Source organism: Vreelandella indica, from assembly GCF_037070225.1.
GTDB classification, from domain to species: domain Bacteria; phylum Pseudomonadota; class Gammaproteobacteria; order Pseudomonadales; family Halomonadaceae; genus Vreelandella; species Vreelandella arctica.
Genome location: NZ_JBANSO010000009.1, coordinates 127,392 through 142,257, shown reverse-complemented (window position 1 = coordinate 142,257; position 14,866 = coordinate 127,392). Strand labels below are relative to the sequence as shown.

The 14,866-nt window shown below is 50.6% G+C and carries 16 protein-coding genes; 15 read left to right on the top strand and 1 reads right to left on the bottom strand.

The window, feature by feature from the left end:
• Positions 1-9 precede the first annotated feature (9 nt).
• From V8L71_RS08525 to V8L71_RS08475, 11 genes are all read left to right on the top strand, one after another.
• Positions 10-1,059: a COX15/CtaA family protein gene (locus V8L71_RS08525; RefSeq protein WP_336273832.1), complete on the top strand. Its 1,050-nt coding sequence runs from the start codon at positions 10-12 to the stop codon at positions 1,057-1,059.
• A 16-nt stretch (positions 1,060-1,075) separates the two neighbouring features.
• Complete coding sequence (gene cyoE / locus V8L71_RS08520; protein ID WP_176302283.1) at positions 1,076-1,993, top strand: heme o synthase; 918 nt, start codon at positions 1,076-1,078, stop codon at positions 1,991-1,993.
• Positions 1,994-2,116: 123 nt separating this feature from the next.
• Positions 2,117-2,584, top strand: coding sequence for a DUF2489 domain-containing protein (locus V8L71_RS08515; RefSeq protein WP_101147037.1), 468 nt, complete (start codon positions 2,117-2,119; stop codon positions 2,582-2,584).
• A gap of 332 nt (positions 2,585-2,916) precedes the next feature.
• Positions 2,917-3,786, top strand: a complete 870-nt coding sequence (locus V8L71_RS08510) for an OmpA family protein (protein WP_336273831.1) — start codon at positions 2,917-2,919, stop codon at positions 3,784-3,786.
• 218 nt (positions 3,787-4,004) lie between these two features.
• Positions 4,005-5,927, top strand: coding sequence for a threonine--tRNA ligase (gene thrS / locus V8L71_RS08505; RefSeq protein WP_336273830.1), 1,923 nt, complete (start codon positions 4,005-4,007; stop codon positions 5,925-5,927).
• Between the two features lie 60 nt (positions 5,928-5,987).
• Positions 5,988-6,479 (top strand): translation initiation factor IF-3, encoded by a 492-nt coding sequence (gene infC, locus V8L71_RS08500; protein WP_008957470.1) that lies wholly within the window; start codon positions 5,988-5,990, stop codon positions 6,477-6,479.
• 82 nt (positions 6,480-6,561) lie between these two features.
• Positions 6,562-6,756 (top strand): 50S ribosomal protein L35, encoded by a 195-nt coding sequence (gene rpmI, locus V8L71_RS08495; protein ID WP_007114345.1) that lies wholly within the window; start codon positions 6,562-6,564, stop codon positions 6,754-6,756.
• A gap of 64 nt (positions 6,757-6,820) precedes the next feature.
• Complete coding sequence (rplT, locus tag V8L71_RS08490) at positions 6,821-7,174, top strand: 50S ribosomal protein L20 (RefSeq protein WP_007114344.1); 354 nt, start codon at positions 6,821-6,823, stop codon at positions 7,172-7,174.
• 159 nt (positions 7,175-7,333) lie between these two features.
• On the top strand, positions 7,334-8,353 hold the full coding sequence (pheS, locus tag V8L71_RS08485) for a phenylalanine--tRNA ligase subunit alpha (protein WP_176302248.1): 1,020 nt from the start codon (positions 7,334-7,336) through the stop codon (positions 8,351-8,353).
• Positions 8,354-8,379: 26 nt separating this feature from the next.
• Positions 8,380-10,761, top strand: coding sequence for a phenylalanine--tRNA ligase subunit beta (gene pheT, locus V8L71_RS08480; RefSeq protein ID WP_336273848.1), 2,382 nt, complete (start codon positions 8,380-8,382; stop codon positions 10,759-10,761).
• Positions 10,762-10,889: 128 nt separating this feature from the next.
• Entirely contained in the window at positions 10,890-11,189 is a 300-nt protein-coding gene (locus V8L71_RS08475; RefSeq protein ID WP_035579533.1) for an integration host factor subunit alpha, read from the top strand.
• 148 nt (positions 11,190-11,337) lie between these two features.
• Here V8L71_RS08475 and V8L71_RS08470 read toward each other — a convergent pair whose 3' ends face one another.
• Positions 11,338-11,544, bottom strand: coding sequence for a DUF2788 domain-containing protein (locus V8L71_RS08470; RefSeq protein WP_008956864.1), 207 nt, complete (start codon positions 11,542-11,544; stop codon positions 11,338-11,340).
• 143 nt (positions 11,545-11,687) lie between these two features.
• On the opposite strand from V8L71_RS08470, the gene V8L71_RS08465 reads away from it, so the two are divergent.
• The 4 genes from V8L71_RS08465 to clpP all read left to right on the top strand — a co-directional run bounded on the left by V8L71_RS08465 (position 11,688) and on the right by clpP (position 14,831).
• Entirely contained in the window at positions 11,688-12,152 is a 465-nt protein-coding gene (locus tag V8L71_RS08465) for a flavodoxin (protein ID WP_336273829.1), read from the top strand.
• 3 nt (positions 12,153-12,155) lie between these two features.
• Complete coding sequence (locus V8L71_RS08460) at positions 12,156-12,533, top strand: hypothetical protein (RefSeq protein WP_336273828.1); 378 nt, start codon at positions 12,156-12,158, stop codon at positions 12,531-12,533.
• 259 nt (positions 12,534-12,792) lie between these two features.
• Positions 12,793-14,145 (top strand): trigger factor, encoded by a 1,353-nt coding sequence (tig, locus tag V8L71_RS08455; RefSeq protein ID WP_336273827.1) that lies wholly within the window; start codon positions 12,793-12,795, stop codon positions 14,143-14,145.
• Positions 14,146-14,213: 68 nt separating this feature from the next.
• Positions 14,214-14,831, top strand: coding sequence for an ATP-dependent Clp endopeptidase proteolytic subunit ClpP (gene clpP, locus V8L71_RS08450; RefSeq protein WP_336273826.1), 618 nt, complete (start codon positions 14,214-14,216; stop codon positions 14,829-14,831).
• Positions 14,832-14,866 lie beyond the last annotated feature (35 nt).

Genomic DNA, 14,866 nt, shown 5'->3' with positions numbered 1-14,866 from the left:
GGAAGCATCATGTCCAATTCCTATGAGCGCCGCTTACGCTGGTTAGTGCGATTAACGTTAATAGGTACCCTGTTTACTGCAGTGGTAATGCTGGTTGGTGCATGGACACGGTTAGTCGATGCTGGATTAGGCTGCCCTGATTGGCCAGGTTGCTATGGAAAGCTGCTGGTCCCCGATAGCGATCATGCCACCCTGCGCCATCCTGATGCTCCGTTAGAACCGTTTAAAGCGTGGGTGGAAATGGCCCATCGCTACATTGCTAGCCTGCTTGGACTGGTGGTAATAAGTGTTGTCGCGCTGGGTTGGCCATTGCGTCAACGCTCAGGTTACCCATGGCGGCTCAGTTTGACGCTCTTAGTAGTTATTATATTGCAGGGTGCCTTCGGTGCTTTCACGGTGACGCTACAACTCTGGCCGCAAGTCGTCACTCTCCACCTTTTGGGTGGGCTGAGTGTATTGCTACTGTTCTTTTGGGTACACCTACGCTTACGTCGTGCTCGTAAAAAAACCATAACTGAGCCGCGCCGAACCAATGCCTGGTGGGGTATTGCGGCATGCTTGCTGGTGGTGCAGTTAGCGTTGGGTGGGTGGGTGACTAGCAACTATGCGGGCATCGCTTGCCAAGGATTCCCTACCTGTAATGCTCAGTGGTGGCCTGAGTTGGATGTAAGCGAGGGTTTTCATTTTACCCAAACTGTTGGCCCTAATTATTTACATGGGCAGCTACATGCTGATGCACGCACTGCTATCCATGTTGTTCATCGCTTAGGCGCACTCATGTTAGGAGTCGGGTTGATTGCGCTTTGGTTACGATATCGGCATTGGCAGAATGTCGCTAAACCACTAGCAATTGTGGTTTCTCTATACATGCTGCAGGCTATTCTGGGTATCGCTAACGTATTGTTATGGCTGCCTTTATGGCTTGCGTTGCTACATACGGCAGGTGCCATTGCACTATCTGTTGGTTTGGTATGGGCTTGGTGGTGCTGGCGTTACAACGAGGCTGGCACTTGTTTAAAGGGCTCTAACCCGTTGTATTGCAATGTTATTGCTGACTAAAAAAGAAGGGGAGCGCATGCGAAATATAACAATGACACTACCTTCGGCCCTGCCTTCTATGGTGTGGGGGTGGAGAGAATTACTTGGGCTCTGCAAAATTAAAGTAGTGGTTGTTATGTTGGTATGTGCTGCCGTGGGGATGGCATTGGCAACCCAAGGCCTACCACCACTGACAAAAGTAATTATTGGTTTGGCCGGTATCGGCTTAGCCTCTTGTGGTGCGGCTGCTTTTAATCATGTAATTGACCGCCATTTGGATGCGGTAATGACGCGAACTTCTCGTCGTCCAGTGGCGAGTAAACGGCTACCCGTGACAATCGCGTTGGCTTGGGCGTGCTTGCTTTCTGTTGCAGGTGTTACGCTATTAGCTTGGCAGGTTAACGTTTTAGCGGCTGCGCTGACCTTTGCTTCTTTGATCGGTTATGCTTTGATTTATACTGCTTTTTTAAAGCGGGCTACGCCCCAGAATATTGTTATTGGAGGCGTGGCTGGCGCGGCACCGCCATTGCTAGGTTGGGTTGCTATTACGGGGCAAGTATCTCCTGAGCCGTTGTTACTGATGCTGATTATTTTTGCTTGGACGCCGCCGCACTTTTGGGCACTGGCGATTCACAAATGTGATGATTATGCACGGGCAGGCATCCCAATGTTGCCTGTTACCCATGGTCTTCCTTTTACACGGCTGCAAATTTGGTTGTATGGCTGGCTAACGGTATTAACTACTCTATTACCGGTAATGATCGGGATGAGTGGAGTGCTTTATTTAGTCATTGTGTTAGGTCTGAATGCACGCTTTATGTTTTGGAACTGGCGGGTTTGGCGCGGTCATGATGCTACCGCACCTATCGGCGCTTTCTGGTTCTCAATTCGCTACTTATTAGGCGTTTTCGGTGCGCTATTACTTGATCACTACGCTGCGGCGCTTGCTTGGTGATTCGAAGACGAACTGGACAGGTATGCAGTAAGTGGAGAAGCAAGCCTAGATGCTATTGGCAGAGTAGTGGTATAAGGGTGTACAATTTTCGTCAAGCAATTTATTCGCTTAATGAGGGGGGTCATGAACTCAACAGTAGCGCTGGTATTACTCGCCTTGGCGATTGCAGTCATTGTGGGGCTGTGTTTCTACGCATGGTCGCTGCGCAAAGAGGTAAGTCGTCGAGAAGCTTATCGGCGCGATGAAGATGCTCGTGCCCAACAAAACAGTTTAGAAAACCTCGATTATGTCGCGAGTGCTTTGGTTCAGGAGCAGGTCGATATCACGGAGGGGGCTTGGCGTTGTAAGGTTCTACTTGAGATTATCGATCCTAGTTTAACGGAACGAACTGAATTTAAGGCTTTTGCCGAGCACTATCGTCGCACTCAACATTTGAATACGCATTCCGCCCGGCAGCAGTTGACTGCTCGAGAGCGTATGCAGGAAGACAAAGAACGGTTGATGGCAGAAAATGACATGCGGGAAGCCGTATTGAAAGCTGCTCAAGCAGTATTAAAATGGCGTGCCAAAGGCAAAAGTGCGTTGCATTAACTATTAATTTTGAGCGGTATTAACCGCCAAAATGCATAGCAAGCTAATTTTTAGTGCCCATCGTGGCAATTTTGCTATGCTAAATGATGTCGGTATTGGCAAGAAGTTGATATCTTGGCATTGTTGCCTTCTAGCGCTTAAGCGTTAATGATAGGCACAATGTTCTGTAGTGGCTGGGTACTGAGTTATGGGTATGTCGTCATAAATACTGAGGGCTTGGTTATTCAGCTTAATACAGAACAGGCGAAAAATGGATGCTCTCGCAATAAGAAGCATTGGATAGATTTGGTCACTTATGACCATTTCAGCATTGGATCAAGAAGGAGTCTTGCATGAAAAAATCAACGACTGGATTGCTAATCGGTTCCGCACTGGTAGTCGGTCTTTCTGGCTGTGCCAGCTCGGCCTCACAGTCTTCCGGCCAATCAAGCGCTAGCAGCGACAGCAACTGGTATCAGCACCCGGCAGTATGTGGTCTGGCTGGGAGCGTTATCGGTGGCAGTATTGGCTATGCTACCAGCAGTAATTCTGACGAAGAAAACGGTGCCGCTATAGGTGCCACTGCTGGTGCTGCTATCGGCGGTTTGCTATGCGCTGACCGCACGCCTGAGCCGGTTGCACCGCAGTGCCCAAGCTATGGCGAAGTGCCGGCTGGTGTTGCTGTTGATGCCGAAGGTTGCCCGCTAGATTCTGACGGTGACGGCGTGCCTGACTACCGTGATCAGTGCCCAGGTACTCCTGCTGGCGTAGAAGTTAACGCTAACGGTTGCCCGCTTGATTCCGATAATGACGGTGTTCCAGATTACCGTGATCAGTGCCCGAACACCCCTGCAGGCGTAGAAGTTAACGCACTGGGTTGCCCGGATAGCGTTGTACTACAAGAAGTTAACTTCGAGTTTGATTCTGCACAACTGACTTCTGCCGCGCAAAGCGTGTTGAACGGTGTTGCTGAGCGTCTGGTTAATAACCCAGATGTACGTGTTAGTATAGAAGGACACACTGATTCACGCGGTTCTGACGAGTACAATAAAAACTTGTCACAAGAGCGTGCGCAATCTGTTGCTAACTACTTGGCGAGCCGTGGCGTAGAAGCTAACCGTATGCGTGCAGTAGGTTACGGTGAAGAGCGGCCGATCGCGTCTAACGAGACTGAAGAAGGTCGCTTCCAGAACCGTCGCGTTGAACTGGATGAGTGGAACTAAGTTTGTTTAGCTTCTGAGGCTTGTGGACGACTTATAAACGGTTAACTGCAAACCGCAGCTACAGAAACGGGAGGCTTAAGCCTCCCGTTTTTATTTTAAGCGGTAGGTAAGTCTGCTAATCTTGTCGCTGTTTTTAGTTAGACTTTTGCACCCTCCAAGACCATTGATAGCGAAATGTGATCCTTGGTATGGATCACCACTGCGCTCAAGGAACCTGAATGCCTATTGTTACTCTGCCTGACGGCAGTCAAAAAACGTTTGAAGCACCGCTGACCATTATGCAGCTCGCAGAATCCATTGGCTCTGGTTTGGCTAAGGCCTGTATCGCTGGGAAGATTGATGGTGTGCTGGTAGATGCCGCTGATTTAATTGAGCAAGACGCTAGCGTCGCTATTATCACCGCGCGTGACGCTGAGGGGTTGGAAATAATTCGTCACTCCTGCGCTCACCTAATTGGTCATGCGGTTAAACAGATGTATCCCGATGCCAAAATGGCGATTGGGCCAGTCATTGAAGATGGCTTTTATTACGATATTGAATTCGGTCAGTCGATCACGCCGGAAGACTTGGAGGCGATAGAGGCGCGCATGCAATCATTGATTGAGCGCGAGTACGATGTGGTTCGAGAATACGTGGATCGCGACAAAGCAATGTTGACCTTTTTGCATCGTGATGAACCTTACAAGCAGGAAATTGTTCGTGATATCCCTGATGATGCGACCATCAGGCTTTATCATCACGAAGAGTACACCGACATGTGCCGCGGCCCGCACGTGCCTAACACCCGCCACTTAAAAGCTTTCAAGCTCACTAAGTTGGCAGGTGCCTATTGGCGTGGCGATGCTGCAAATACCATGCTTACGCGTATCTACGGCACCGCATGGGGTGATAAGAAGCAGCTTAAAGCTTACATAAAGCGGCTTGAAGAAGCAGAGAAGCGCGATCACCGTAAATTGGCGCGCCGACTGGACCTCTTTCACATGCAGGAAGAAGCGCCGGGGATGATATTTTGGCACCCTAACGGCTGGGCGCTATGGCAGCAGATCGAACAATATATGCGAGGCGTTTATAAAGAGGGTGGCTACCAAGAAATTCGTTGCCCCCAAATAATGGATGTGTCGCTTTGGAAAAAGTCAGGGCACTGGGATAATTACGCAGACGGAATGTTCTTTACCGAGTCAGAAAAGCGTGAGTATGCCCTTAAGCCTATGAATTGCCCGGGCCATGTTCAGGTATTTAATTCTGGTTTACGTAGCTATCGCGAACTCCCTGTTCGTTTTGGTGAGTTTGGTGGTTGTCACCGGAACGAGCCTTCAGGCGCTTTACACGGTATCATGCGCGTACGTGCATTTACTCAAGACGATGGTCATGTTTTTTGTACCGAAGCTCAAGTTGAGCCAGAAGTAACTGACTTTCATCGTCAAGCGTTGAAGGTATATAGCGATTTCGGCTTTGACGATATTGCTATCAAAATTGCTCTTCGCCCCGAAAAACGCATTGGTAGTGATGAGGTTTGGGATCGGGCAGAAGATGCATTGCGTAGTGCGTTAAAAACTTGCGATGTCGAATGGCAGGAACTTCCTGGCGAAGGCGCGTTCTATGGCCCCAAGATTGAATACCATATGAAAGACTGCCTGGGACGCGAGTGGCAAGTAGGTACTATGCAGGTAGACTTTATGATGCCAGAGCGACTTGGTGCTCAATATGTGACTGAAGAGGGGCATCGGAAGCCGCCAGTGATGTTGCATCGTGCTATCGTTGGCTCTATGGAGCGTTTCATTGGCATCTTGATTGAACATTATGCAGGCGCTATGCCATTATGGCTTGCGCCACAGCAGGCAGTTGTCATGACTATTACCGATTCACAGCGTGAATATGCGCTTGATTTGGAGAGCCGTCTGCAAAAAAGTGGCTTACGTGTTAAAGCGGACTTGAGGAACGAGAAGATCGGCTTTAAAATCCGTGAGCATACGTTACAGAAAGTTCCCTATCTCCTTGTGGTAGGAGATAAGGAAGTCGAAGCTGACTCAGTGGCCGTGCGAACACGCAGCGGCGAAAACCTCGGTACAATGACGGTCGATGAATTTATTGAACGCCATACTGCCGAGAGAGCAGCCCTGGCGACATCGTCAATTGCCTAAGGAGACGGAACGATCAAGAGAAGCAACCAGCGAGGGCGTCCAGCAGATAAACGCCCACCAATGAACGAGCGAATTGTCGAAGAAGAAGTACGTCTTATTGGTAGCGACGGTGAGCAGTTGGGCGTTGTGCCCACCACCGAAGCGCTAGAGCGTGCTGAATCTGAAAGCTTAGATCTCGTGCAAATTTCGAATGCCGACCCCATCGTCTGTAAGATTATGGATTACGGCAAGTTCGTTTTTGAGACCAAGAAGCAGAAAGCGGCTCAAAAGAAGAAGCAGAAGCAAATCCAGGTTAAGGAAGTTAAATTCCGTCCTGGCACCGACGAAGGCGATTATCAGGTCAAGCTTAAAAACCTGACGCGCTTTTTGGAAGGTGGTGACAAGGGCAAAGTCACACTGCGCTTCCGTGGTCGTGAAATGGCGCACCAGGACATCGGTCGTAAGCTGATGGAAAGGATTGCGGCAGACCTGGAAGAGATCGGAGCGGTAGAGTCTTTCCCGAAAATGGAAGGGCGCCAGATGATCATGATTATTGCCCCGAAAAAGAAGTGATCCAGCGGCGATGTCAACGGATCACCGTTAAACAGGTGGTCGGCCCTGGGTTTTCTAAAAAATATCGAGCGGAGTTTTCCTCATGCCGAAAATCAAAAGCAACAGCGGCGCTGCCAAGCGCTTCAAGAAGACTGCTAATGGCTTTAAGCACAAGCAGTCTCACCGTAGCCACATCTTGACCAAGAAAACGACCAAGCGTAAGCGTCAACTGCGTGGAATGAAGCAAATCCATGCGTCTGATAAAGCGCTTATCCAGCGTATGCTGCCGAATCTATAAGTCGGGTTTTCGTTTTTCTGAGTGCAAAATTTTTTCGCCTCAGCCTTAAAGTCAGGAGTGTGTTATGACTCGAGTTAAACGTGGCGTAGTAGCGCGTCGTCGCCATAAAAAAGTATTGAAGCTTGCTAAAGGTTACTACGGTGCCCGTTCACGCGTTTTCCGCGTTGCCAAGCAAGCCGTTATCAAAGCTGGTCAGTATGCTTATCGTGACCGTCGCAACCGTAAGCGCCAGTTCCGTGCGCTATGGATTCAGCGTATCAACGCTGGTGCACGCGTCAACGGCATGTCTTACAGCCGTTTTGTTGGTGGCCTCAAGAAAGCCGGTATTGAAATCGACCGTAAAGTATTGGCCGATTTGGCAGTACACGAGAAGGCTGCATTTGCTGCCATCGTGGAAAAGGCCAAGGCTGCCCAATAAGGTAGTTTGCATTGGGTGATTGCCCATGCAATGTACCTGAGGTCATTTCAGAGTGACCCATCCAGGGGAAGAGCAGCCGCTCTTCCCCTGTTTTTTTGTCACCTTCAACGTGCCACGCCATCCTTAGGGGTGGACACCGCTTAATTCGGAGTGAAACGGATGGATCACCTTCCTACTCTGGTATCTGAGGCTCGCGACGCCATTCAGGCTGCGCAGAGTGTCGCTGCACTAGACGAATTACGAGTACGCTACCTAGGTAAGAAAGGTGAGGTAACTGCCTTACTGAAAGGCCTGGGGAAGCTGTCAGCAGAAGAGCGCCCTGCGGCGGGCGAACGTATTAATCAAGCCAAGCAAACGCTGGCCGAAGAAATTGATACTAAGCGCGCGCAACTTGAAAGTATTGCGCTCAATGCCCGTTTGGCCGCTGAAAGTATCGATGTCACGTTGCCAGGGCGTGGCCAGGCCGAGGGTGGTCTACATCCGGTGACGCGTACGCTTGAGCGTATAGAGGGACTGTTCACGCGTATTGGTTATGATGTAGCGGTAGGGCCTGAAATTGAAGACGATTATCACAATTTTGAAGCGCTCAATATTCCTGCCCACCACCCTGCCCGTGGCATGGCGGATACCTTCTATTTTGATGCCACGCGCCTGTTGAGGACTCACACCTCACCGGTGCAGGTGCGCACCATGAAAAGCAGTGAGCCACCCATTCGTATTGTTTGTCCAGGGCGTGTTTATCGCAGCGACTCGGATTTAACCCACACGCCCATGTTTCATCAAGTGGAAGGGCTGTTGGTTGATGAGGGCATCAGCTTTGCTGATTTAAAAGGGACGATCGAAGACTTTTTGCAGGCATTTTTTGAACGTGACGACCTATCCGTCCGTTTCCGTCCTTCCTACTTTCCATTCACTGAGCCATCTGCCGAGGTCGATATTCAGTGTGTAATGTGTAGTGGTGCGGGGTGTCGTGTATGTTCCCATAGTGGCTGGTTGGAAGTGATGGGGTGCGGCATGGTGCATCCTGAAGTCTTCCGCCACTCGGGCATTGATACCGAGCGCTATACGGGGTTTGCCTTCGGAATGGGGGCTGAGCGTTTGGCAATGCTGCGCTACGGCGTGAACGATTTACGCCTGTTCTTTGAAAACGATCTGCGTTTTTTACGTCAATTCGCTTAAGACCGCCGCCGAATACAGGATCAATGATGAAATTTTCAGAACAGTGGTTGCGTGAATGGGTTTCGCCGCAGCTTGATACGCAGGCCATGGCCGACCAAATCACCATGGCGGGCTTGGAAGTTGACGCTGTTGAGGCAGTCGCAGCTGAATTTAGTGGAGTCGTGGTGGCAGAGGTGCTGAGTAAAGAGAAGCACCCAGATGCAGATAAGCTCAATGTGTGTACCGTTGATGACGGCAGTGGTGAGCCTGTCCAGGTTGTCTGCGGGGCGCCTAATGTCGATGTTGGCCAGAGAGTGCCCTTTGCCCAGGTGGGCGGTGTCTTGCCGGGCGATTTTAAAATCAAAAAAGCCAAACTGCGTGGCGTTGAGTCACGGGGTATGATTTGTTCGGCATCTGAATTGGGGCTTGAAGAAGAGACTTCACCAGGCATTCTGGTGTTGTCAGCAACCGCTCCAGTGGGTGCTGATTTTAGAGAATTCATGCACCTTAATGACATGACCATTGAGGTCGACCTGACGCCCAATCGTGGTGATTGCTTAAGCATTAAAGGGTTGTCGCGTGAAGTGGGAGTGCTTAATAGGCTGGCGGTGAGCGGCCCTGCAATATCGTCGGTGTCCACTGAGATCGAAGATAGCTTTGCGGTTAGTGTCGAAGCGCCAGAGCAATGCCCTCGCTATATGGGCCGCATTATTAATGGTGTCAATGTTAAGGCTGAAACGCCCCTGTGGATGGTTGAGCGGCTGCGTCGTAGCGGCGTACGTTCTATTGATCCTGTCGTAGATGTCACTAACTACGTGATGCTTGAGTTAGGCCAGCCGCTCCATGCTTTTGACCGCGATAATCTTCAAGGTGGCATGGTTATTCGCATGGCCACGCCGGGTGAGCGTTTAACGCTGCTTGATGGTCATGAGGTGTCGCTACGCCCTGAAACGCTGGTCATTGCTGATCACTCCGGCCCGCTAGCGATGGCAGGCGTAATGGGGGGCGAAAACTCAGGCGTTAACGAAAACACCCAGACTATTTTCCTTGAATCTGCGTTCTTTACGCCGCTTGCTATTGCTGGCCAAGCGCGTTCTTACGGTCTGCATACTGATGCATCGCACCGTTTTGAGCGTGGAGTTGATCCACAGTTAACGCCCATTGCCGTCGAGCGGGCTACACAGTTACTCATTGAAATTTGCGGTGGTCAAGCCGGGCCTGTTGTTGAAGCGCTAAGCGTTAAGCATATGCCCGAAGAGCGCTCAATCTTATTGCGCAGTGCCCGTTTAGAGCAGGCGCTATCCAAGACGCTCGATAGCGATGATGTGACCGATATTCTTCAGCGTCTGGGGCTTGATGTCAGCATCCAGGGTGCCGATTGGGCTGTCACCGCGCCTACTTGGCGCTTTGATTTGGCCATTGAGGAGGACCTAATCGAAGAGGTGGCACGTATCCATGGCTATAATAATTTGCCGGTACGTCGCCCTGCAGCACGCTTGGCGCTTCGCTCTTCGGACGAGGCGAAGCTGACTCAGTCGCAGCTGCGTCGTCAGATGGTCGCACGTGGCTTTCAAGAGGCGATCACCTACAGCTTTGTAGCACCTGAGTTGCAAGCGACGCTGTTACCAGACGCAGTAACGCCTGTGCTTGCTAATCCTATCTCGGCTGATTTGTCAGTGATGCGGGCCAGCTTGTTTCCTGGCCTAGTTCGCGCCATGGAATATAATCTCAATAGACAGCAAACCCGCGTGCGTTTATTTGAAACCGGGCTAGTATTTAACGGTGAGCTGGATGCTTTGTCACAGGTGCCGATGCTGGGTGCGTTAGTGTGTGGCCCGCGTGAAGCGGAAGGGTGGAGTGGCGCTAAAGATCGCGTCGACTTTTATGACCTTAAAGGTGATCTAGAAAGCGTCATCGCCTTGGGTGGCGAAGCTGACGCTTGGCGGTTTGAGCCCGCTGAGCACCCAGCGCTTCATCCTGGTCAAAGTGCTCAGCTGTTGCATAACGGTGAGCCTGCAGGCTGGATTGGTACCCTGCACCCACAAGTGCGAGCAACGCTGGGCTTAAAAATGGATGCCGTGTTGTTTGAGGTGCGCTTAGATGCACTTAGCCAAGGCCGAGTTCCTGCGTTTGAGCCGCTGTCACGCTTTCCTGAAGTGCGCCGTGATTTGGCGTTTATACTCAATGAGTCGACACCTGTGCAGGCATTGCTCGATTGCGCCAAGCAGCAAGCGGGGGAGTATCTGCAGGATATCAAGCTATTCGATGTCTATTCAGGTAAAGGCGTGGCCGAAGGACATAAGAGTATTGCGCTGGGCTTGACCTGGCAGCATCCATCGCGCACGCTAAACGATGAAGAAATCAACCAGTTGGTCGATTCAATTGTGACACAAGTGCGTGTCAAGCTGGATGCGGAGCTGCGCGGCTAATAAAAATCTAAGTGTTTAATTAGGCCACGCCACGATGCTTATCACGTTCTTGGCAATGCGTTTTGCTACTGTACGGTTGATACAGTGTGATTGTTGCTGTATCTGCTTAAAGGATAAGGAGAAGCCTTATGGGTGCGTTGACCAAAGCAGAACTGGCTGAGCATTTGCATGCTGAGCTAGCCCTGTCCAAGCGAGAAGCGAAGGCCATGGTCGAAGCTTTTTTTGAAGAGATTCGAGCCTGTCTTCGTGAGAACGAACAGGTGAAGTTATCGGGGTTTGGTAACTTTGACCTGCGTGATAAGCGCGAGCGGCCAGGACGAAACCCGAAAACCGGTGAAGAAATTCCGATTTCTGCCCGTCGGGTAGTCACGTTTCGCCCAGGGCAGAAGCTTAAACAGCAGGTAGAGCATTATGTGGGCGGTGAGTAGCATTTTGGGTTCTAGGTGTATAGGCATCTGATTCATAAGCTTTAGGTTCACAACACTAGATCATCTCATGCCCTTTACAAGGAGTGCCTATGGGCGCTCCTTTTCTTATTATAGCGCCGAGTCTCAAGCCATGAGGGTTTTCTTGCGACTACATGCCGCCACCTTCTATTAACCACGTAATCACCACCTTGATAACGTAACCCAGCATACCGGCTCCCAACACGACAAACAGCATGATGGTGCCAAATTTGCCAGCGTTGGATTTTTTAGCCAAATCCCAGATAATAAAACACATAAATATAATTAATCCCCCGATCATTATCGGAGTGATCCACGTCTCAAAGGTTTGCTGCATAGTTGCTCCTAGGGGTTGAGTATGGGCCAAGCATTACGGGTAATGTGTTTCATTCTAACCAGCCATGTTAATATTTGAGCAAATTCATCGGGTATTTGTCGACTTGCGGGTTGGCACTGTGACACTTTGACAGGGGAGTGACGATGCCGAAGCTTAATATTTTGGTGGGTACGATGTACGGCGGTGCCCTTGATGTGGCAGAGCAAGTGAAGCCCCTATTTGAACAGGCCGGTTACGCTGTGGAGGTTATTGAGCAGCCATCTGTCAATGATATTGTCAGTGGTGACGCCGATTTGGCGCTGTTTTGTATCTCGACCACTGGCAGTGGAGATTTTCCCGGCAGTTTTGTGCCCTTTGTCCGGCAGTTGCGTGATCAAAGTCCCGCGCTTACCACGCTTCGCTACGGGCTCATTGCACTCGGTGATAGCTCGTATGGCGATACTTTTTGCGGCGCAGGCCGCGTGCTAGACGAGTTGCTGGCGGATTATGGCGCGACTCGCTTAGGGGAGCGCCTAGAAATCGACGCCATGGAGACCTTTATGGCCGACGATGCTGCTGTGCCCTGGGTGGAAGAGTGGATCGTTAACCAGCAGTTAAAGGTGGCTTGAGCGATGCAGCGAACGCCCACCTCACCTGAGCGCATCAGCGTTGCGCTGGGCTTATGTGTCGTTATGCTGGCAACCCTGCCACGCTACATGGCAGGCGGGCATGAAACCCGCCAGACGCTGATTTTCTTCGCCTTAGCACTGGTGGCTTTTGCGGTTATTATTCAGTGGCGCTTATTGGCGGTGGAGGCGCGTCGCCGCTTGCCACAACTATGCAAGCGGTTAGCCGTTATGTTACTGCTAGGAATGGTCGTAATGGGTGGTTGGCACGCGCTGTTTACGGAGTGGATTAGTTGGCAGGTGTTCATTTCCCATGGTGCAACGCTTGGCGTACTGATGCACGCAGTAGGTCTATGGTGGGCTGGTGAGCACCAAGCTCACTAGTGTTTTTGGTACAGCGATTGAAAAAGTCGCTGCAAGACGTACAAAGCAGTAGAATGGTATAAATTACGCAGCATGGGGCTAATAATGAAGCTAAACACGCCTTAAAGCGGTTAATTGCTCGCTTATTCCCTTGTTTTTAACATCACTGCCCCCATGTTGCGAGCATGGCGCTTGCCACTATGCGTTGGGGTTCTTAAAATTACCCCCTTGAACTTATTACATGCAATCAACACAACGCCCAGCCGTTAGAGGACAATTCATGCAAGTTTCTGTCGAGACGACCTCCCAGATCGAACGCCGCATTACTATTCAAGTGCCGGCTGCCGAAATTGACGAGGCCGTTAGTGCTCGCTTGAAAGACACCGCGAAGAATGTTCGCTTGAATGGTTTTCGCCAGGGCCGGGTGCCAATGGCAGTAGTTCAGCAGCGCTACGGCCAAGACGTACGTAACGAGGTAGTTAGCGAAGTAATGCGTGAGCGTTACGTACGCGCTATTACTGATGAAGGCCTCAATCCGGCGGGCTTCCCGCAAATTGAACCTTCCGTTAACGAATCAGGCAAAGACCTTGAGTTCGTGGCAGTAATGGAAATCTACCCGCAGGTAGAGCTGGCTTCAATTGAAGGTACTGATATAGAGCGCCCGGTGGTGTCCGTTAGCGATGCAGATGTCGATGAGATGATCGATACACTGCGTAAGCAAAATGCCGCATGGGAAGAAGTTGATGCTGCTGCCGCTGATGGTGACCAAGTCACTATCGATTTCCAAGGCTATATTGGAGATGAACCGTTCGAAGGCGGTAGTGCCGAAGGTCACACACTGGTCATTGGCTCCAATAGCTTTATTCCAGGTTTTGAAGAGCAGTTAATTGGTGCTAAAGCGGGCGAAGAGAAGACCCTTAACGTCACGTTCCCTGATGACTATCAGGCTGAGCACTTGGCTGGCAAAGAAGCCACTTTCAAGGTAACGGTTCACAAAGTCAGCAGCCAGAAACTGCCCGAAGTTGACGCTGAGTTTATCGAGCGTTTTGGCGTTGAAGGCGGCGATCAGGAAAAATTCCGCGCCGAAATCAAGAAGAACATGACCCGTGAAGCATCTCAAGCCGTTGATAACCGGGTTAAGCAGCAAGTACTTGATGCGCTTAAAAAGGTGAATGAAATTCCTGTGCCGAGCGCACTGGTTCAGCAAGAAACAGATGGTATGAAGCGTCAGGCGGCTCAACAGTTTGGTTTAGGCGAAGATTTTGATGTTAGCCAGTTGCCCAATGAACTTTTCGAAGAGCAGGCTAAAGGCCGAGTTCAGGTTGGTTTGTTGCTGGCAGAAGTCATCAAGGCAAACGAACTTGATGCCGACGATGATGCTATCAAGGCAAAAGTAGCCGAGCTGGCTGAGCAGTATCAAGATCCTGATGAAGTGGTTAGCTACTACATGGGTAACGAGCAGCTGAAAACCCAGGTGAAATCTGCCATTCTCGAAGAGAAGGCGGTGGCTAAGTTACTTGAGCAAACGAACATTAAAGACGTTGAAATGTCTTATCAGCAAGCCCTTGCCGCTGCGCAACAGCAGGCTGAGCAAGATGAGGGTGCTGAAGAAGGCGAGCAAGCTAGCGCCTAACACCCTGGAACGTGGCGCACCTTCATGTCGGTGCGCCTTTCCCTTCCCGGACGCAAGGAATCACCTGAATGAGTGAGTTTGATATTCAAAACGCCGGCGGTTTAGTGCCCATGGTGGTTGAGCAGAGCGCCAAAGGGGAAAGAGCCTACGACATCTACTCACGCCTTTTGAAAGAGCGTGTGATCTTTTTGGTAGGCCCTGTAGAAGACTACATGGCTAATCTGGTTGTCGCTCAGTTACTGTTTCTGGAGTCAGAAAATCCAGATAAAGATATTCACCTGTATATTAACTCGCCAGGTGGTTCGGTCACCGCGGGGATGTCGATTTACGACACTATGCAGTTTGTGAAGCCGGACGTGTCTACGGTATGTATTGGTCAGGCGGCCAGCATGGGTGCGCTGCTATTGACAGCAGGTGCTGCTGGTAAACGTTACTGCCTGCCTAATTCACGGGTTATGATTCATCAGCCGCTGGGTGGTTACCAAGGTCAGGCATCTGACATTGAAATTCATACCCGTGAAATTCTGGGTATTCGCGATAAGCTGAATCAAATCCTTGCCCACCATACGGGTCAAGATATCGAAACTGTCTCGCGTGATACAGATCGGGATAATTTCATGAGCGCCAATCAAGCCAAAGAGTATGGTTTGATTGACGCAGTGCTGGATAAGCGGCCTACATCCTGATAGCGTAATAGGATTCTGCTTTTCTAACGAGCTTT

What these genes read in the sequence shown, in the direction of transcription:
- pheS (WP_176302248.1), top strand. Translation starts at nt 7,334, where the DNA reads ATGGATCACCTTCCTACTCTGGTATCTGAGGCTCGCGACGCCATTCAG.
- pheT (WP_336273848.1), top strand. Translation starts at nt 8,380, where the DNA reads ATGAAATTTTCAGAACAGTGGTTGCGTGAATGGGTTTCGCCGCAGCTT.
- V8L71_RS08525 (WP_336273832.1), top strand. Translation starts at nt 10, where the DNA reads ATGTCCAATTCCTATGAGCGCCGCTTACGCTGGTTAGTGCGATTAACG.
- clpP (WP_336273826.1), top strand. Translation starts at nt 14,214, where the DNA reads ATGAGTGAGTTTGATATTCAAAACGCCGGCGGTTTAGTGCCCATGGTG.
- rpmI (WP_007114345.1), top strand. Translation starts at nt 6,562, where the DNA reads ATGCCGAAAATCAAAAGCAACAGCGGCGCTGCCAAGCGCTTCAAGAAG.
- tig (WP_336273827.1), top strand. Translation starts at nt 12,793, where the DNA reads ATGCAAGTTTCTGTCGAGACGACCTCCCAGATCGAACGCCGCATTACT.
- V8L71_RS08510 (WP_336273831.1), top strand. Translation starts at nt 2,917, where the DNA reads ATGAAAAAATCAACGACTGGATTGCTAATCGGTTCCGCACTGGTAGTC.
- rplT (WP_007114344.1), top strand. Translation starts at nt 6,821, where the DNA reads ATGACTCGAGTTAAACGTGGCGTAGTAGCGCGTCGTCGCCATAAAAAA.
- V8L71_RS08460 (WP_336273828.1), top strand. Translation starts at nt 12,156, where the DNA reads ATGCAGCGAACGCCCACCTCACCTGAGCGCATCAGCGTTGCGCTGGGC.
- cyoE (WP_176302283.1), top strand. Translation starts at nt 1,076, where the DNA reads ATGCGAAATATAACAATGACACTACCTTCGGCCCTGCCTTCTATGGTG.
- V8L71_RS08470 (WP_008956864.1), bottom strand. Translation starts at nt 11,544, where the DNA reads ATGCAGCAAACCTTTGAGACGTGGATCACTCCGATAATGATCGGGGGA.
- V8L71_RS08475 (WP_035579533.1), top strand. Translation starts at nt 10,890, where the DNA reads ATGGGTGCGTTGACCAAAGCAGAACTGGCTGAGCATTTGCATGCTGAG.
- infC (WP_008957470.1), top strand. Translation starts at nt 5,988, where the DNA reads ATGAACGAGCGAATTGTCGAAGAAGAAGTACGTCTTATTGGTAGCGAC.
- V8L71_RS08515 (WP_101147037.1), top strand. Translation starts at nt 2,117, where the DNA reads ATGAACTCAACAGTAGCGCTGGTATTACTCGCCTTGGCGATTGCAGTC.
- thrS (WP_336273830.1), top strand. Translation starts at nt 4,005, where the DNA reads ATGCCTATTGTTACTCTGCCTGACGGCAGTCAAAAAACGTTTGAAGCA.
- V8L71_RS08465 (WP_336273829.1), top strand. Translation starts at nt 11,688, where the DNA reads ATGCCGAAGCTTAATATTTTGGTGGGTACGATGTACGGCGGTGCCCTT.